This is a genomic window from Cronobacter muytjensii ATCC 51329, from assembly GCF_001277195.1.
Taxonomy (GTDB): domain Bacteria; phylum Pseudomonadota; class Gammaproteobacteria; order Enterobacterales; family Enterobacteriaceae; genus Cronobacter; species Cronobacter muytjensii.
Genome location: NZ_CP012268.1, coordinates 1,938,033 through 1,955,854 on the forward strand (window position 1 = coordinate 1,938,033; position 17,822 = coordinate 1,955,854).

The 17,822-nt window shown below is 62.1% G+C and carries 17 protein-coding genes; 8 read left to right on the top strand and 9 right to left on the bottom strand.

Annotation, left to right across the window (positions count from 1 at the left end; all coding sequences use genetic code 11):
• Positions 1-88: 88 nt before the first annotated feature.
• The 3 genes from AFK63_RS09015 to AFK63_RS09025 all read right to left on the bottom strand — a co-directional run bounded on the left by AFK63_RS09015 (position 89) and on the right by AFK63_RS09025 (position 3,189).
• Positions 89-2,029 (bottom strand): methyl-accepting chemotaxis protein, encoded by a 1,941-nt coding sequence (locus tag AFK63_RS09015; RefSeq protein WP_038863038.1) that lies wholly within the window; start codon positions 2,027-2,029, stop codon positions 89-91.
• Between the two features lie 210 nt (positions 2,030-2,239).
• Positions 2,240-2,419: a hypothetical protein gene (locus AFK63_RS09020; protein WP_038863039.1), complete on the bottom strand. Its 180-nt coding sequence runs from the start codon at positions 2,417-2,419 to the stop codon at positions 2,240-2,242.
• A 110-nt stretch (positions 2,420-2,529) separates the two neighbouring features.
• Positions 2,530-3,189, bottom strand: a complete 660-nt coding sequence (locus tag AFK63_RS09025; RefSeq protein ID WP_038863041.1) for a GntR family transcriptional regulator — start codon at positions 3,187-3,189, stop codon at positions 2,530-2,532.
• Between the two features lie 177 nt (positions 3,190-3,366).
• On the opposite strand from AFK63_RS09025, the gene AFK63_RS09030 reads away from it, so the two are divergent.
• Genes AFK63_RS09030 through AFK63_RS09050 form a run of 5 tightly spaced genes read left to right on the top strand, consistent with a single transcriptional unit; the run spans position 3,367 to position 8,955 of the window.
• Positions 3,367-4,860, top strand: a complete 1,494-nt coding sequence (locus AFK63_RS09030; protein WP_038863042.1) for an ABC transporter substrate-binding protein — start codon at positions 3,367-3,369, stop codon at positions 4,858-4,860.
• The gene (locus tag AFK63_RS09035) at positions 4,857-5,702 is read left to right on the top strand and encodes an ABC transporter permease (protein WP_038863043.1); all 846 of its coding nucleotides are present in this window, start codon (positions 4,857-4,859) and stop codon (positions 5,700-5,702) included. Before AFK63_RS09030 ends, AFK63_RS09035 begins: the two co-directional genes overlap by 4 nt.
• Positions 5,702-6,616, top strand: coding sequence for an ABC transporter permease (locus AFK63_RS09040; RefSeq protein WP_038863044.1), 915 nt, complete (start codon positions 5,702-5,704; stop codon positions 6,614-6,616). Before AFK63_RS09035 ends, AFK63_RS09040 begins: the two co-directional genes overlap by 1 nt.
• On the top strand, positions 6,613-7,959 hold the full coding sequence (locus tag AFK63_RS09045; RefSeq protein ID WP_038863047.1) for a M20 family metallopeptidase: 1,347 nt from the start codon (positions 6,613-6,615) through the stop codon (positions 7,957-7,959). Before AFK63_RS09040 ends, AFK63_RS09045 begins: the two co-directional genes overlap by 4 nt.
• 18 nt (positions 7,960-7,977) lie before the next feature.
• Positions 7,978-8,955 (top strand): ornithine cyclodeaminase family protein, encoded by a 978-nt coding sequence (locus tag AFK63_RS09050; RefSeq protein ID WP_038863048.1) that lies wholly within the window; start codon positions 7,978-7,980, stop codon positions 8,953-8,955.
• Here AFK63_RS09050 and AFK63_RS20395 read toward each other — a convergent pair.
• From AFK63_RS20395 to AFK63_RS09065, 3 genes are all read right to left on the bottom strand, one after another.
• Positions 8,952-10,565: a dipeptide ABC transporter ATP-binding protein gene (locus AFK63_RS20395; RefSeq protein ID WP_071603684.1), complete on the bottom strand. Its 1,614-nt coding sequence runs from the start codon at positions 10,563-10,565 to the stop codon at positions 8,952-8,954. The genes AFK63_RS09050 and AFK63_RS20395 overlap by 4 nt on opposite strands.
• Before the next feature lie 75 nt (positions 10,566-10,640).
• The gene (locus AFK63_RS09060; protein WP_038863051.1) at positions 10,641-11,681 is read right to left on the bottom strand and encodes an NADP-dependent oxidoreductase; all 1,041 of its coding nucleotides are present in this window, start codon (positions 11,679-11,681) and stop codon (positions 10,641-10,643) included.
• Positions 11,682-11,730: 49 nt separating this feature from the next.
• The gene (locus tag AFK63_RS09065; protein ID WP_038863052.1) at positions 11,731-12,306 is read right to left on the bottom strand and encodes a helix-turn-helix domain-containing protein; all 576 of its coding nucleotides are present in this window, start codon (positions 12,304-12,306) and stop codon (positions 11,731-11,733) included.
• A gap of 38 nt (positions 12,307-12,344) precedes the next feature.
• On the opposite strand from AFK63_RS09065, the gene AFK63_RS09070 reads away from it, so the two are divergent.
• Positions 12,345-12,863 carry a GNAT family N-acetyltransferase gene (locus AFK63_RS09070; RefSeq protein ID WP_038863053.1) on the top strand — a complete coding sequence of 173 codons (519 nt, stop codon included), beginning with the start codon at positions 12,345-12,347 and terminating at the stop codon, positions 12,861-12,863.
• Positions 12,860-13,309: a DMT family transporter gene (locus AFK63_RS09075; RefSeq protein WP_038863054.1), complete on the top strand. Its 450-nt coding sequence runs from the start codon at positions 12,860-12,862 to the stop codon at positions 13,307-13,309. Before AFK63_RS09070 ends, AFK63_RS09075 begins: the two co-directional genes overlap by 4 nt.
• A 3-nt stretch (positions 13,310-13,312) precedes the next feature.
• On the opposite strand, the gene AFK63_RS09080 is transcribed toward AFK63_RS09075, so the two are convergent.
• The 3 genes from AFK63_RS09080 to AFK63_RS09090 are packed head-to-tail and all read right to left on the bottom strand — an operon-like array spanning position 13,313 to position 16,095.
• Positions 13,313-14,197, bottom strand: coding sequence for an NAD(P)-dependent oxidoreductase (locus AFK63_RS09080; RefSeq protein ID WP_038863055.1), 885 nt, complete (start codon positions 14,195-14,197; stop codon positions 13,313-13,315).
• Between the two features lie 9 nt (positions 14,198-14,206).
• Positions 14,207-14,452: a DUF2526 family protein gene (locus tag AFK63_RS09085; protein ID WP_038863057.1), complete on the bottom strand. Its 246-nt coding sequence runs from the start codon at positions 14,450-14,452 to the stop codon at positions 14,207-14,209.
• A gap of 47 nt (positions 14,453-14,499) precedes the next feature.
• Entirely contained in the window at positions 14,500-16,095 is a 1,596-nt protein-coding gene (locus AFK63_RS09090) for an ABC transporter substrate-binding protein (protein WP_038863058.1), read from the bottom strand.
• Between the two features lie 314 nt (positions 16,096-16,409).
• Between AFK63_RS09090 and AFK63_RS09095 the strand changes: the two genes are divergently transcribed.
• The gene (locus AFK63_RS09095) at positions 16,410-17,822 is read left to right on the top strand and encodes an SrfA family protein (protein ID WP_038863060.1); all 1,413 of its coding nucleotides are present in this window, start codon (positions 16,410-16,412) and stop codon (positions 17,820-17,822) included.

Sequence of the window (17,822 nt, forward strand, 5' to 3'; positions counted from 1 at the left end):
GTAACGAAAGCTTAGTACACCGCGGGAAAAGTGAGCGCCCGGTAAACCGGGCGCGGGAGAAGAAAGCGTGGGCGGGGAAGCTGGAATGTCAGAATGTCGTCCAGCCCTCGTCCGTTACGGGCGCGCGCGGCCTCACTGTCGCCGCGGGTGCGACCGGACGCGCCGCGAAGCCCACTACAGGGCGTGTTGGTGCGGTTCGCGCGTCGAGACGGAACGCGCCGACCAGCCCGCGCAGGCGCGCCGCCTGAGCTTCAAGATCGCCTGCGGCATTTGACGAGGCGCTCACCAGCGCGGCGTTCTGCTGCGTAGTGGCGTCGAGCGCGCTCACCGCGCGGGAGATCTGCTCAATGCCACGGCTCTGCTCCTGCGAGGCGGAAGCGATTTCTTCCATGATATCGTTTACGCGCGTGACGGAGTGCACCACTTCATCCATCGTCTCACCGGCCCGGGCCGCCAGCGTGCTGCCGGTTTTAATACGGTTCACCGACTCATCAATCAACGCCGCGATATCCTTCGCCGCCTGCGCGCTGCGTTGCGAGAGGCTACGCACTTCGGCGGCCACCACCGCAAAACCACGGCCATGTTCGCCCGCGCGCGCCGCTTCCACCGCCGCGTTCAGCGCCAGAATATTGGTCTGGAAAGAAATACTGTTTATCACCTCGGTAATGTCGGCGATTTTGCGCGAACTGGCGGAGATATCCTGCATGGTCTGCACAACATCGCGCACCACGCCACCGCCGCGCCCGGCCGTCTGCGAGGCTGTGGCGGCGATCTGGCTGGCGTGGCGGGCGTTGTCGGCGTTATTTTTCACGGTCGCGGTGAGCTGCTCCATGCTGGCCGCCGTCTGCACGACGGCGCTGGACTGCTGCTCAGTACGCGCCGCCAGCGCGCTGTTGCCGGACGCGATATCGCCTGCCGTGTGGGTGAGCCGCCCGACGCTTGCGCGCAGCTCGCCGGTCATCTCACGCAGGCGTGCGTTCATACGGGCCATCGCGCCGGTGAGCTTGCCGAATTCATCATGGCGATCTGTTGCAATCTGCGCGCTCAGGTCGCCATCGGCGATACGCTCGGCGAGCGCGAGATTCATCATCAGCGGGCGCACAATCTGGCGAGTGATGGCCCAGGCCACGAAAACCCCTGTCACTATCGCCAGCGCGCCCAGGAGAATGGCGAGCGTCGAAGAACCCGACGTCAGCGCGTCATTCTGCGCTTTGGTGAGCAAGACCATCTGTTTGATGGCGGCGCTGCTGCTATCGCCTGCGTTTTTCACCGCGTTTTCAGCGCCTTTCAGCGCCTCCCAGGCAGTGTAATAGTCGCGGCTTAACGTCTGGTAGCGCACGGTGTCCTGCCAGAGTCCGGCGAACGGCGGCAGCAGTTCCGGCGACAGCCGGCTTACCAGCGCCTGATATTGCCCTTCCACCGCCTGAAAGCGGCTGGCGAGCGCCTGGTTCGCCTGTTCTGTGCCGCTAAAGCGCAGGGCCCAGGCGTCATCGCGCAGGCTGCTGATGGCGAACAGCAGATCGTAAATCGCGAAAGAGAGTTCGGTGTCGGCGACCGGGGTGCGGATAAGCTGGCTATAGCGCGCGGTATCGTCCTGGCCCGCCAGCGCGTCGAGCTGGCGGCGGATCTGGCCAAGCCTTCCGGTGGTGTCGCTCATCGTGGTGATGCCGCTCTGAAAGCTTCGCAGATAGCGATGGATATCATCAACGAGGACGCGCTCGCTGGCAGACCACGTCAGCGAGCGCGCCTCGCCGGTTCTGGCCAGCGCCTCGTCGACGTAGCGGCTCATCAGCACGCGAGCCTCGTCATCGCCGGTATAGAAATATTTCAGCCGGTTAATTTTGGCCTGAAAAACGCCGATATTGATATCGTAGATAAGATTGCTTTTAACATTGACGTCGCGGATGGCCATAAAGCGCGCCGCGGAGAGCGCGGTCGCCAGCGCCACCAGCAGCAGCACCACGCCAAATCCGACGGCGAGCTTGCGGGTTATGCGAACGTTGCGTAATCGGTTTACCAGTCCAGCCATCCTGCCTCCTGTTTTACGATAATCGGGCTCCCGGAGAGCCACAGGAGGTTATCGGCAAGGACGGCAGTTTTTTTAGCAAAAAGAAGAAATTATCGGCAATAAAAATGGCCTTTTATCCGAAAGCCTCGCGGGAAGCTGTCGTGACAAAGGCCATTACGCGGCGCGCATAATTCATTCCAGTAGCGCAGCCGGATACCGCGTCGGTAGCGGTTAGCGCGGGCGGTGCAGGCCCGGGTCGATGTTGCCGAAGTCAAGGCCATAGAGGTGTCCATAAGGGATAAAGGATTCGAGCATCAGTGCTCGCGCCTCGGGCGGTTGCGGCGTGAGCCAGGCGCTGAGCATGCGGCGAAGGCGCGAGCGCGCCGCATGACGCTGTGCGGGGGTATGCATGATAATCGCCTCCTCGGCGGGTGCGCAGGCGTTGTGCTGCCCTGTCAGTAAAGCGCCGGGGAGACGAAAAGGGAAATACGCATTCCGGCAATCGTTTGCCGGGGCGCGTCTTAGCCGAAATACTGTTTTTTAAGGATGGCCGCGCCGTCGTTAATCGCTTTGTGCACCGCACGCACGCAGGCTTCACCGTCGCCCGCCTCCAGCGCCGCCAGCAAATCGTCGTAATTATGATGTCCGCGCACAAAATCTTCCGACTGCGGATAGAGATAGTTAAAGCACGGGCCGATGCGCATCCAGAGCTGTTCTATCAGCGCCACCAGCGTCGGCATTTCGGCCCAGCTGTAAATCTGAAAACGAAACGCGCGGTTGGCCTGCAACGCCTGCTCAACATTGCCGGCAAGTTTGGCGTCGCGGAACGCGTCGCACAGTTCGCGCAGGTGCTCCATACGGGCGGGCGTGATATGCGCTGCCGCCGCCTCAACGGCCATGCCTTCGAGATTTTTGCGGATCTTTGTGACTTCGTCGTAACGCGCTTCGCTAATTTCCGGCACCAGAAACGCCTGGGCCGGGGTGGCGTTCAGCGCGCCAGAGGACACCAGACGCAGCAGCGCTTCACGTACCGGCGTGATGCTGATCCCCAGTTGATCGGCGATTTCCTTCGTGACCAGACGCGCGCCAGGACGCAGGCTGCCGACGATAAGGGCGTTTTTCAATCTCACTTCCACTTGCATGGTTAAACTCAGGCGTTGCGCTTTTTCCAGATCCAGCATGTTTATTTCCTGTCGTAAAAAATTTACTTTGTATTAGCAGGCGCTTAACTGACGTCTCATTATCCTGACCAGAGGATATATGTTATATCCTTGATAACATGGCTTTAGGGGTCAGGAAAACCCAAAATAATCAAAACTTTCACTGACCAGTACGACAACCATTAAGGTATTGACCTAATGAAACGACTGTCCCGTAAGCTTCTCTCTCTTTCTGTGGCGCTCTCATTATTCGCTCCGCTCAGTCAGGCCAGCTCGCTGACTATCGCGCAGCCGACTTCCGCCACCGCCATGGATCCCGGCTTTCTGAAAGAAGCCGCGACCCTGGTGGATAACGTTTTCGATACGCTGGTGCTGCGCGACGCGCAGATGCAACTCAAACCCGGCCTCGCCACCCACTGGGAGGCCGTTAACGACACCACATGGCAGTTCGATCTGCGCAAGGATGTGAAATTTACCAACGGCGAGCCGGTGAATGCCGCCGCGGTGAAATTCTCTATCGACCGCATTCTTGACCCGGCTAACCACGCCCCCACCATTTCGTATATTCGCACCATTAAATCGGTTGAGGCGGTCGGCGACTATCAGGTGCGCATTCACACCAACGGCCCGGACCCGCTCCTGCCTACCCGCATGAGCCGTTATCCGGCCTATATCGTGCCGCCTGGTTATGTAAGTAAAGTCGGTGCTGCGGAATTTGCACGAAAACCTGTCGGAAGTGGTGCTTATATCGTCAAAACCTTTATTCCTGACGAGCGCGTTGTGATGGAGGCCAACCCGAACTACTGGCGCGGCAAACCGGCCATTGACGAAGTGACCTGGCGCCCCATTCCGGAAGCGACCGCGCGCATCACCGCGCTGCTGACCGGCGAAGCGCAACTGGTCGAAGGCGTACCGGCGGATCTCGCGCCGCTGGTGAAAAGCAAGCCGGGCGTCAGGCTTGAGCAGGTTAAAGGCGGCGGGCTGACCATTTACCTCGGCATTAAAAATAACCAGCCGCCGCTGAACGACGCGCGCGTGCGTCAGGCGCTGTCGCTGGCGCTGAACCGCGACGCCTATACCCAGTCGCTGCTGCATGGTTTCGGCACGCCGACCGGCACGCTCGCGGGCCCGAAAGATTATGGCTACAAAGCGATTGCCGCCCCGAAACAGGATCTGGCGAAAGCCAAAGCGTTGCTGAAAGAAGCAGGCTTTGCTGACGGCTTTACGCTGAAATTCCAGGCGCCGCGACGCTATATCGCCAGCGCCGATGTGGGCCAGGCGATTGTGCAGGATCTCGCCGCAATCGGCGTGAAGGCGCAGCTTGAAGTGCCGGAGTGGTCGGTCTATACCCAGCAGGTGGCCTCAGGCAAGCAGGTGCCGCTCTATATGCTCGGCTGGGGCTCCACCCAGACGCTGGATGCCGATGCCGCGCTCTATCCGGTGCTGCACGCGGGCGAGCCGTACTCAACGGTAAGCGATCCGGCGCTGGATAAGCTCTTAAACGAGAGCCGCGCCACTGTGGACGCCGCGAAGCGCAAAGCGCTGCTGGAGCAAATCCAGGACCGCGTGGCCAGCGAACAGCCGCTCATCCCGCTCTACCGGGAAGATGCGATTTACGCCTCCAGTGACAACGTCACGTTTAAAGGGCGTGAAGACGCGCGCGTGTCGCTGTTCGACATGAGGGTGAAATGATCTTCCCTGGCCGTTACGCATCCCGTTCACGTCGCCGTCCCCTGCCGGGGGACGGCCTTCTCGGCGGCGCGCTGCTGGCGATTCTCATCCTGGCCGCGCTGCTTTCTCCCTGGCTCCCTTTGCCCGACCCGCTGTTAAGCGATCTCACGGCGGTCTTTCAGTCGCCTGGCGCGAGCCACTGGCTGGGCGCCGACCAGCTGGGCCGCGACCTGCTCGCGCGCATCCTGGCGGGCGCCCGGCTGTCGCTCTTTGTGGTGATCATCGCCGCCGTTATCGCCGCCACGATGGGCACGCTGATGGGCATGATGGCCGGTTACTTCGGCGGCTGGGTCGATGCGCTGATTATGCGGCTTATCGACATCCAGCTGGCCGTGCCGTTTATCCTGCTGATCCTGCTGGTGATGGCCCTCTTTGGCACTTCGCTTGCGAATATTATTGTGATTATGGGCGTGACAAGCTGGGCGATTTACGCCCGCGTGGCGCGCGCCAGAACGCTGGAAATTCGCGAGCTGGAGTATATCGAGGCCGCGAAAACCATGGGTTTTTCGCATCTGCGCATTATGCTGCGCCATATTTTACCGGCGCTCGCCACCCCGCTGCTGGTGCTGCTGACGCTCGATATTCCCCGGCTTATCGTGCTGGAGGCGTCGGTCGGGTTTCTCGGCATGGGCATTCAGCCGCCGACGCCGACGCTTGGCAATCTTATCGGCGAAGGCCGCGCCTATATGCTCCTTGCGCCCTGGCTGGTGGTCTGGCCCGGCTGCGCTATCGCGATGCTGGTGGTGGGCTGTAACCTGCTCGGCGATTACTGGCTGCGCACCACGCAGGCGAGGGTTGAATAATGGCGCGCTATCTCATTTCACGGTTTTTCCAGGCGCTGCTGGTGATGTTCGGCGTTTCGCTGCTTATCTTCTTCAGCCTGCATCTGACGGGCGATCCGGCGGCCGTCATGATGCCGCCCGGCGCGACCACGCAGGAGATCGCCGATTTCCGCCACGCGATGGGCTTTGACAGGCCCTTGCTTGCGCAATACGCCGATTACGCGGGCCATCTGCTGCGCGGCGACCTGGGCGATTCCCTGCGCTTTGGCCAGCCCGTCTCGACGCTGATTGCCGAGCGGTTGCCCGCCACCGCGCTGCTCGCGCTCACCGCGCTTGCCTGGAGCACGCTTGCCGGGCTCGCGCTCGGGCTTATCAGTGCGCTGTGGCGCGACACGTTCTGGGATCTGCTGGCGCGTCTGGTGGCCTTCAGCGGTCAGGCGGTGCCGGTGTTCTGGCTGGGGCTTCTGATGATTTTATTCTTCAGCCTGCAACTGCGCTGGCTGCCCTCCGGCGGCTACGGCGAGCCGTTGCAGCTCATCATGCCTGCCGTCTGTCTTGGCGCCTACTACATGAGCGCGATGGCCCGTCTGGTGCGCGCCAGCCTGATTGACGTGCTGGACCAGGAGTATATCCGCACCGCGCGCGCCAAAGGGCTCAGCGCCTGGCGGGTGCTGGTGCGACACGGGCTTCGCAACGCGCTGATCCCGGTCGTGACGGTTCAGGGGATTTCGCTCGCCGCCCTGCTCGGCGGCGCGCTGGTCACCGAGATAATCTTCGCCTGGCCCGGCATTGGCCGCCTGGCGGTGCAGGCCATCCAGAATCGTGATTTTCCGCTGGTGCAGGGCGTGGTGTTGCTCGCCGCGCTCACATTCGTGGTCGTTAACCTGCTGATTGATTTGCTTTATCTGGTACTGAACCCGAGGATCCGTTTATGACCGTTCAGCCGCATGCCGACCTGGATGCGACCCTGGAGCTGCTCGCGTCGCTCACTGCATGGCAAAGCGTGGCGGATGAGCCGGACGAGCAGCGCTCGCTTGCCGCCTGGCTGGAGGCCTGGCTGGTGGACGCGCTGGACGCGCAGGTGATGCTGCCGGTGGCGCAGCAGCCCCCCGAACACCCGCCGCTGGTGCATGTGCGCGTCGATATCGGCGCGCCCGATACGCTGGTGCTCTACAACATGTATGACGTGATGCCCGCAGACAGAGAAGGCTGGCAGGTCGACCCGTTCACCGGAGGCATCCGTCGCTGGGCTGATAAAGGCGATGTGTTTATCTCGCGCGGCGCGGAAAACAACAAAGGCCCGCTCGCCGGGATGCTTACCGTGGTGCGCGAGCTGTGGCAGAGCGGCAGGCTCGCCACCAATCTGGAGATCCTGCTGGAGGGTGAAGAGGAGTGCGGCAGCGGCGCCTTGCGACGCTATCTCGCCCGCACGCCCTGCCCGGTATCGCCCGCGCTGGCGGTGCTTTTTCCGTCATTATGCGAATATGGCGGCGGCGCGCCGCGCCTCTACCTCGGCTTTACCGGCATGACGACAGGCCGTCTGCGCGTCGCGGGCGGCGACTGGGGCGGCCCACAGGCCGCCATTCATGCCAGCAACGCGGCCTGGATTGCCAACCCCGCCTGGCGACTGGTGCAGGCGCTGGCCGCGATCGCGCCTGCCGGGCGCAACGGCGTGCTGGAAACGCTGCCGCTTGACGAGCGCGCCCTGCGCTGGCTCGACGAACTGGCGCCGCAGTTCAGCATCAAGGATGAACTGACGATGCGTAAAAGCCAGCGGCTGACTGTCGACGGCGACAGCCGCGAAGCGCTGGCGTTTTTACTCGGCAGCGCGGTGCTCAATCTCAGCGAGATCCGCACCTCACCGCTGCCGGGGCGCGGCATTATTCCCCCGCTCGCCTGCGCCGAATTTGCCCTGCGCACGCCGCCTGGCAGCTCGCCCTCAAGGCTGCTGGATGCCATGCGCGCGCAGCTTTCCATGCAGGAGATAAGCGGCGCGGAACTGATGGTGGATGACAGCTACCCGGGCCGCCGCTTTTCCGATGACGATCCGGGCGTGCTGGAGTTGTTAAACAGCTATCACCAGCAGCAGGCCCGGCCGCAAATCTGGCCCTGGGCACCCGGCTGCGCCCCGGCGTATGCGTTCGCGCCCGTCGCTCCGGCGTTTCTTATCGGCGGGCTCGGCTATGGCGGCAACGCGCATGGGGTGAATGAATTTGTCACCCTGCGCGGGCTGTCGCGCTTTACCCAATCGCTTCGCGACTGGCTGCTCTCATTCTGATGGATTCAGGAGGATTTCATGCTATTTCTTAGCGGCCAACAGGTGGCGAGCCTCGGCGGGCTCGACCCGCAGGCGGCGCTGCGCGATGTGACCGATACGGTAACGCTCATGGCGTCTGGCGACGCCGTGATGCCAGCCGAAACGCACGTTCCGCTCGATACCGCGCCGGGCATGGTCTATGCGCTGCCCGCGCGCGTCGGCGGACGCTTTAACGCTACCGGCGTCAAATGGACGGCGCACCGCCCGCAGCCGCAGGACGGCCTGCCGATGGCGCTGACGGTGACGCTCATCAACCGCGCCGACAGCGGGCTGCCGGTCGGGCTTGTGGAAAGTGGCGGGCTGACGGCGGTGCGCACCGCCGCCGTCTCGGCGCTGGCCTTGCGCCACGCCGCGCCCCGCGAGATAAGACGCGTGCTGCTGCTCGGCGCGGGCGTCCAGGCGCGCGCGCATCTCGCCATGCTCAGCGCGCATTTCCCGTCGCTTGAGGCGCTTGGCCTGTGGAACCGCACGCCGGAACGCCTCGACGCCCTGACCACCGCCCCGCTGCCGTTCCCGTTTACGCGTTATCGTCATCCTGACGACGCGCAGGCGCAGCCCTGGGATGCGGTTATCACCTGTACCGGCGCGCAGCAGCCGTTTCTCGGCCCGGCCTGGTTTACCCCCGGCAGGCTGGTGATGCAGATTGGTTATCACGAAGTGAGCTTTGCAGCCATCAGGCGCGCCACACAGGTGGTCGTCGACGCCTGGGGCGAGTTTCGCCATACCAGCGCCAAAAGCCTGTTTCAGATGTATCGCGCAGGCGAATTCCCGGATGACGGCTGGGCCGCCGATCTTCCGGCGCTGGTCAGCGGGCGCTGGCGTCCGGCGGCTGACGACTGCGTCTATTTTTCGTCGTTCGGTCTGAATGTGTTTGATATCGCGCTCGCCGCGCGCGTGTTGCAGGCGGCGGAGCGCGACGATGTGGGCACCTCGCTTGCGCTGTCTTGCGCGCCTTAAACGGTGTGGCGCAGGCGCAGCGCCTGGTGAAGATCGGGCGCGCTGTCGATAAGCCGCCGGGTATACGGGTGCGCGGGCGACGCCAGCACCTGATGCGTCGGTCCCTCCTCCACGACATCGCCAAGATAGAGCACCAGCACGCGATCGCAGAGCTGGCGCACCGCCTGTAAATCGTGACTGATAAACAGCACCGACAGCCCGAGCTTGTCGCGAAGCTCCGCCAGCAGGCGCAGGATTTGTCCGCGAACCGGCAGGTCGAGCGCCGCCACGGCTTCGTCGGCGACCAGCAGATCGGGTTCCAGCGCCAGCGCGCGGGCGATGGCGATACGCTGGCGCTGCCCGCCGGAGAAAGCCGCCGGACGCCGCTGCGCCCAGGAAGGGTCAAGCCCCACCAGCGTCATGAGTTCGCTCACCCGCGCGGGGATGGCGTCGCCGTGGCGCAGGCCGTGTACCCGCAGCGGCTCCGCGAGCTGCTCGCCGATGCTCATACGCGGATCGAGACTGGCGTAGGGGTCCTGAAAGATCATTTGCGCGCGGCGGCGCACACGCTTTTGTTCGCCGCGGCTCGCCTGCGCCATATCGACGCCGTCAAAGAGAATAGCGCCGCTGTCTGCTTCGATAAGCCCGATAGCCGCGCGCCCGAGCGTGGTTTTGCCGGACCCGGATTCGCCGATTAGCCCGACGATTTCCCCGCGCGCCAGGCTGAAGGAAGTGGGATGCAGCACCCGCTGGCGCTCCGGGGGAATAAACGGCAACCGTTGACGGCGCGGATAACTTTTCACGATGCCGGTCACCTGCAACAGCGGCGGCGTCTGGCGTTCAATTTCACGGACCTCTGGCGTTTGCGGCGTGGATGCCGCGATAAGCCGCCGCGTCCAGTCGGCCTGAGGCGCGGTAAAGAGCGGCTCCACCGGGCCCTGTTCGACGATTTCACCACCGTTCATCACGCAGGCGCGATCGGCAAAACGCGCAACCACGCTGAGATCGTGCGTGACCAGCAGCACGCCCATGCCCATCTCCTGCTGGAGATGTTTTAACAGCCCGAGGATTTGCGCCTGGAGCGTCACGTCCAGCGCGGTGGTAGGTTCATCCGCAATCAGCAGATCCGGTTTGCCGCTGATGGCGCTCGCAATCATCACGCGCTGGCGCATGCCGCCGGAGAGCTGATGAATATACTGGCGCGCGCGCTTTTCCGGCTCGCCGATGCCGACATGGCCGAGCAGCGCCACCGCCTCGCGCCAGGCGGCTTTCCAGCCAAGCCCGCGATGACGCACCAGCACTTCGGCTATCTGTTCGCCCACTTTCAGCACCGGATTCATGCTGCTCATCGGCTCCTGGAAAATCATGGCGATGTGCCGTCCGCGCAGGCCCGTCGGGTATGGCGAATCCGGGATAATCGAGTGGGCGTCGTCAAAGCGGATTTCGCCGCCGCTCTGCCAGACGCCGCGCGGCAGCAGGCCGGTAATGGCGAGCGACGTGAGGGTTTTGCCGCAACCCGATTCGCCCACCAGCGCGACCATTTCGCGGCGGTCAACGGTCAGGCTGACGTCATGAAGTAAAACAGCCTGCCGACTTTGCAGGCTGAGGTGGGATACGGTTAACAACGGCACAGGCGGCTCCCGACAACAGGCATGGGTCGAGCATATCGGCAGCCGCCGTGGTTAACAAGTTGTTATTTAGCTGGTTTATGATTCATCCTGACCCACGCGAATTACCAGCTTGCCGAAGTTTTTGCCCTCCAGCAGGCCGATGAACGCCTGCGGCGCTTGTTCAAGACCATCGACAATCTGCTCGCGGTAGTGGATTTTCCCGCTTGAGACCCACTGGCCCATTTCACGCTGGAACTCTTCAATCCGGTGACCATAATCCTGGTTGATGATAAAGCCCTGCATGCGGATGCGTTTTTTAAGCAGCGTGCCCATTAGCAGCGGCAGGCGATCCGGGCCTGGCGGCAGGTCTGTGGCGTTATAGCCGGAGACCAGACCGCAGAGCGGCACGCGCGCGCCGGTGTTCAGCAGCGGCAATACGGCGTCAAACACTTTACCGCCGACATTCTCATAATAGACGTCGATGCCCTGCGGGCAGGCGGCGGCAAGCTTATCCGCGAAATCCGGCGCGCGGTGATCGATACAGGCGTCAAACCCCAGATGCTCAACGGCGTAGCGGCATTTCTCTTCGCCGCCCGCCACGCCGACCACGCGACAACCTTTAATTTTACCAATCTGTCCGACGCTCGCGCCTACCGGCCCGGTCGCCGCGGCGACCACCAGCGTCTCACCCTCTTTCGGCGCGCCGATATCCAGCAGGCCCATATAGGCGGTAAAGCCCGGCATCCCCAGCACGCCGAGGAACCAGGACGGGTGCTCTGGCGATGTGCCGAGCGGAGTCAGTTGTTTGGCGTCACAGATGCAGTAATCCTGCCAGCCGCTGTACCCGAGCACCCAGTCGCCAGGGTGAAAATCAGGGTGTTCGGATTGCTCCACCACCCCGACGGTACCGCCGACCATCACCTCGCCGATTTGCACCGGCGGCGAATAGGACGGCTCATCGCTCATACGCCCGCGCATATACGGGTCGAGCGACAGCCAGACCGTGCGCACCAGCACCTGGTTTTCGCCCGGTGTGGCGACGGTATCTTCTTCAAGACGGAAGTTGTCCGCCACCGGCGCGCCATGCGGCCGGGAGGCGAGCACCCAGCGACGATTACGGGAAGCTTGTTGTGTCATGCGGTTCTCCTTTATTTTCAGGACATCCCCAAAGCGTAGTGCATTCACGTCAACTGGCGACGTTATTCAGACGCACCACCAGATAGACGCAGGGTGCGTCGCCTGGGTTGATGAAATGGCATTCATTCGGCGGGCCGAGCTCCAGACAGTCGCCCTCGCGCATCTGGTGATGCGTGTCGCCTTCGCGAAACACCAGCTCCCCGCGCTGTACCCAGATAAGCTGGCGGGCGAAAGCGTAGGCCGAGGCGGGCATCGGAATATCGCTGCCGGCGGGCAGCTCCACCTGCACGAGATCGAGCGGCAGATCGGATTTCGGCGAGACGTGGCGGCGCAGATAGTGGCTCTGCGGATCCTGCCAGACGGGCTGATCCGCAAAGCGCAGCAGCCGCCCTTCGTTCATCTCCGCGCGCGCGATAAGCGTGGACATGCTAAGCCCGAGCGCGCCGGAAAGCCTGCCCAGCAGCGTCGCCGTCGGGCTGCTTTCGCCGCGCTCGATTTTATGGATCATGGCGCGTGAAACGCCGGCGCGCTCCGCCAGTTCGGAGAGCGACCAGCCGCGCGTCTCGCGCTCAAGGCGAATACGCTCACCAATCCGTTGATTTAATGTGTCGATTATATTATTCATTACGTAACATTATAGTGAACAACCACCGGGGTTCAACCATGCTCATTCGCCACGCCACCGCCGAAGACTGCGCGGCTATCGCCGACATCTATAACTACGCGGTGCAGCACACCGCCGCCATCTGGAACGATGCTACCGTCGATACCGACAACCGCCTCGCCTGGTTTTATCAACGCGGCAACGCGGGCTACCCGGTGCTGGTGGCGGTTGAAGGCAACACCGTCGTAGGCTATTCCTCATTCGGCGACTGGCGCGCGTTTGATGGCTTTCGTCATACCGTCGAACACTCGGTCTATGTGCATCCGCAGCATCATGGCAAAGGCATCGGCAAGCTGTTGATGACGCATCTGATTGCCGAGGCGCGGGCTATCGGCAAGCATGTGATGGTCGCGGGGATTGAGTCCCAAAACGTGGCGTCCATCGCGCTGCATGAAAAGCTCGGGTTTACCATCACCGCGCAGATGCCGCAGGTCGGCACCAAATTTGGCCGCTGGCTCGATTTAACGTTTATGCAGCTCCAGCTTGATAAACGCCGTGAACCGGACGCCATCGGATGAATGCGTCGCTGAGCCTGCTGTTTCTCGCCGCCGCCGGGGTGGGCCTGGTGGTGCAGAATATGCTGATGGTGCGCATTACGCAGTCGGCGTCCACTATCCTGATTGCGATGCTGCTTAATTCGCTGGTGGGGATTGTGCTGTTCTGCGCGATCCTGCTGCTGCGTAACGGCACGGCGGGCTTTAGCGAGCTTATCGCCACCGTGCGCTGGTGGACGCTGCTGCCGGGGCTGCTCGGCTCGTTTTTCGTGTTCGCGAGCATCAATGGTTATCAGCATCTCGGCGCGGCCACGACCATTGCGGTACTCGTGGCGAGTCAGCTTATCGGCGGATTGCTGTTTGATATCGCCCGCACCAGCGGCCTGACGCTGCGTATGGTGGCGGGGCCTGTGGCGGGCGCGGTATTGCTGGTGATTGGCGCCTGGCTGGTCGCCAGGCGCACCTTCTGACGGTTACGCTTTCGGTTTCTGCCCGCTGCGGCGCGCGCTGACGGTGGCAAGCGCCGCCCAGTCCAGCTGCTCGTCGCCGTGGGCCAGCGCGTCGAGATAGTTATCGCGCAGCACCCCCGCAATGCCCATCGGCACGTTTTTACTCTCCGCCGCCTGCTGCGCCAGACGCACATCTTTCAGCCCGAGCTTCATGGTGAAACCCGCAGGCGAATAGCGGTCTTCGGCGATCATCGCGCCGTAATTTTTATAGGCCGGCGCGGCAAACAGCGTGCCCGTCATCATCCCGAGAAAATCGCCTTTGCCGACGTCATACGCCTCCACCAGCGCGGAGGCTTCGCCCATCGTCTCAATCGCGCTCGCGAGCATAAAATTAGCGGCAAGCTTCACCGCGGCCGCCTGCGCCGGGCTGTCGCCAAACGTCCAGGTTTTCTGGCCCAGCACATCGAAAACCGGCTGCGCTTTCGCAAGCCACTCCGGCGCGCCCGCCGCGAGAATATTGAGATTGCCCGCCGCGGCGACATCCACGCGCCCAAGCACGGGTGCGGCCACGTATCCGATACGGCGCTGTTGCGAGAGCGCATCCATCGCCTGCGTGAAAGCCACCGAGACCGTCGCCATGTTGATCCACAGCGCCCCTGGCGCGAGCGACGCCAGCGCGCCCTGCTCTACCACCACGCTTTCGGTGACCGCGTCATCAGCAAGAATGGTGATTAACACGTCGGCGTCATAAATGTCTTTCGGGCTTTGCGCCACCTGCGCGCCGAGCGCGCGCAGCGCCTCAGACGGTGCGGGCGAGCGGTTCCATACCGTTACCGTAAAACCGGCGTTGATAAGATTGGTCGCCATCGGCTGGCCCATGCCGCCGAGGCCGAGAAAAGCAATATGCATGACAATTCCTTATAAAATCGTGCCGCCGCGGGTCAGCTCCGCCAGGCGTTCAGCCGCCTCGCGCTCGCGATCTTCTTTGTGTTGACGCCCGTGATGGGCAATGGCGGTGCGCAGCCGCTGCTGCTCGACGTAGCGCTCGTCGCGGCTGAGCTGCGCGTCGTCGCTGAGTTCAATCAGCAGTTCGTTCATATGCGCGATAACGTGCTCTTCAATCACCGCGTCGACCTGGCGTTTCACTTCATCAAGATGAGACATTAAACCTCCTTAAACGCGTCGCCGCGGCAGAGGCCGCGGCGCAGTGCTTAATTGATTTTCGCTTTCGAGAAGTCGCTGCCCATCAGGCTGACGCTGTACCCCGTCACGTTGCTGCGGGTCGCGTAGAAGGTGCGGCCATTGGCGAGCGGCACCCACGGCGCCTGCTGGTAGAAGATCTCCTGCGCCTGCTCGTAGAGTTTAGCGCGTTCTTGCGGCGCGCTGACGCGCCTGGCCTGATCAATCAGCGAGGTGTACTGCTTGTCGCACCAGCGCGCGGCGTTGGAGCCGCTCTGGATACTGTCGCAGCTCAGCAGCACGTCGGCGAAGTTATCCGGGTCGCCGTTGTCGGACATCCAGCCATACAGCGCGGCGTCGTGCTCGCCTTTACGAATGCCGGAGAGGTATTCGCCCCACTCGTAGCTGACGATTTTCGCCTTCACGCCCACTTTCGCCCAGTCGCTCTGGATCATCTCGGCGATGCGCTTAGAGTTAGGGTTATACGGGCGCTGAACCGGCATCGACCACAGCGTCGCTTCAAAGCCTTTATCCAGCCCCGCCTGCTTAAGCAGCGCTTTGGCTTTTTCCGGGTTGTAATCGTAGTCTTTGAGATCCTTGTTAAAGCCCATCATATTCGGCGGGATCGGCGATTTCGCGACGCTGCCGCTGCCCATAAATACCGCATTAATGATCGACTTCTTATCGACCGCGTAATTAAGCGCCTGACGAACCAGCACGTTATCGAACGGTTTCTTCTCGGTGTTGAACGCCAGATAACCGACGTTCAGCGCCTCGACGCTGTGCAGCGTCAGGTTTTTATCGCCCTTGATCTGCTCAAACTGCACCGGGCTTGGCGCCGGAATAATCTGGCACTCGTTGGTTTTAAGCTTGGCAAGGCGCGTCTCGACGTTCGGGGTAATCGAGAAGATCAGGTGTTTGGTCGGCACTTCGCCGTCCCAGTAGTTCGGGTTAGCGATATAGCGGATAAGCGAGTCGACTTTATACTGTTGCAGCGCATAGGGGCCGGTGCCGATGGGCCAGTTATCGACATTTTCCGGCGTGCCTTTTTTCAGCATCGCATCGGCGTATTCCGCCGAGAGGATCGAGGCGAAATCCATGCCCCAGTCAGCCAGGAACGCGGCGTTTGGCTCGCTCAGCGTGAACTGGACATGGTAGTCGTCGAGCTTTTTCACGTCGGTGATAAGCTTATCGAGGCCCACATCCTGGAAGTATTCATAGTTGCCCTGCGACACCTTATGGTAAGGATGGTTAGGGTCTTTCTGGCGCATCACCGAGAAAATCACGTCGTCCGCGTTGAAGTCGCGCGTCGGTTTGAAAAATTTGTTGCTGTTGAACTTCACGCCCTGGCGCAGCGTAAACGTCCAGGTCTTGCCGTCCTGGCTCACCGTCCACCCGGTGGCAAGCGACGGCACCGGGGTGTTGGTTTTCGGATCGAAGTTGACCAGGCGGTTATACAACACCTGCGAGCTCGCCACGAAGCTCGGCCCGGAACTCGCGATTTGCGGGTTGAAGGATTCCGGCGATGCCTCGGAGCAGTAAATAATCGTATCGCTGTTCGCCGCGATCGCGCTTGCCGGTAACAGGGCGCTTAACAGCAGCCCGAGCAGAGTTTTCCCTGTCTTCATCATGTGCCTTTTATTTTACTTTTCAGAAGGAAAGCCATCACATCACAGGCCGCGTCAACTGGCAAATAACAAAAAACTGTAGCTTTATGCCTTTCTGGCATTTTTCGCCTGAATATCAGTCAATTTCAGCTAAAAATGATTTACGCTCCGGTTAAGTCGCGTTATCACCGCGAATTTTTGCTTAAGTCAAGAAAATTCCTAAGATTCAATGACCCGAGAATTTACGCTTTTTTGCGTTTCTTTCGCGCTTTGCTGGACAGGTCTATCGTTCAAAGTAGCGTGGTGAAAATGTTTTTCCTGGCAGAGAGAATGACGTGGCAAAAATTCTATTGCGCAGTGGCGACCTCGATGACTTCCAGTCTGTAGGCGAAAATGGTCAGGCGGTTTTCGAGTCTGCGCTGCAAATCCGTGAAACGCTTCGCCTGCGCAAGCAGCCGCTGGTGGAGTCTCTGGCTATCCCGCAACTCAATGAAGAGGGTGACCGCGTGGACTGGTATTCACCGGTCAGCGGCAAGGTCATGGGCTGGGCCTCCGCCAGCCACGAAGAGCGCGAGCGCGCCCTGCGCTTTCTGGAAAGCGCCCTCTCTGGCGCCCGCGCGCTGAGCAAGCGCTGCCTGGGGTCGGAAAAAACCGCCCAGCAGCTTTTTGGCGCGCTGCTGGCAAAGGCCGTGCAGTTTCCCGGCGCGAATTTCCTTTATCTGGTGGACGGCAAGCCGGTTATCACCTTCTGGGGCTTCGTTAACTTAAACCAGGGCGCGCGTGACGACGTGCTGGACTGCCTGCGCGAAGCCGAGCCTGTCGAGCCGGAAATCATCATGACGCCGCAGGACGAGCCGGAGCCGGAACCCGCGCCGGTCATGATGAACGAGCCGGACGCGCCGCTGCTGGCCGTACCGCCTGCCGCGCCTCTGCCCACGCCCGTCGCCCCCCCTGCGCCAGCCGTGCCGGTGCCGACTCAGGCCGCCGTGCTCGCGGCCTACGCCGCAGACGCCGGGGCTGTGCCGCAGCCTGAAGACACCGCGCCAGTAGCCGCCCCGACCGCCGCCCCTGCCCGCCGCTCGCGTATTCCGCTCTGGACATGGCCGCTCGCGGCCGCCGTGGTGGTTGGCGCCATCGCCGCCCCGCTCACCTGGTACACGTTGCAACAAAAAACCGTCCCTGCGCCCTCCGTTTCGGTCGAGCAGATCAAGGCGCTGGAAATTGCGCCCGCGCCCGTGAAATCGGTGGATGCTCCGGCGGTTGCCCCTGTCGCGCCCGTGACCTCGCTGCCGCTCGCCGCCGCCCAGGTCACACCGCCCGCGCCGGTGGCTGAAGAGAAGCCTGTCGCGCCTGCGCCGGTCGATAAAAATGCGCTGGTGATGGACGCCAGTCAGGTGAAAGCGGGCACGACCCGTTTCCTTAACGGCACCTGGCGTCTCAGCATCGGCAGCCCCGACCCGATTACCGGCAAGGCGACCTCGATGCGTATTGATATGAAAAGCAACAAAGGCAGCGCCCGCGTGACGCTTGGCGACAATGTTGTCTGTCGCGCCGATCTTTTCTCCGGACTGCACCAGTCCGGCGAGCTGATGATTAAGACTCGCGGCAAAGCCCGCTGCAGCGACGGCTCTCGCTACCCGATGCCGGAAATTTCCTGCAAAGCGGGCCCGAATGACGTTGCCGAATGTACCGGTCGCTATGATGAAAAGACCGTTCTGCCCCTGACCATGAAGAAAGTGAGCGCCTGA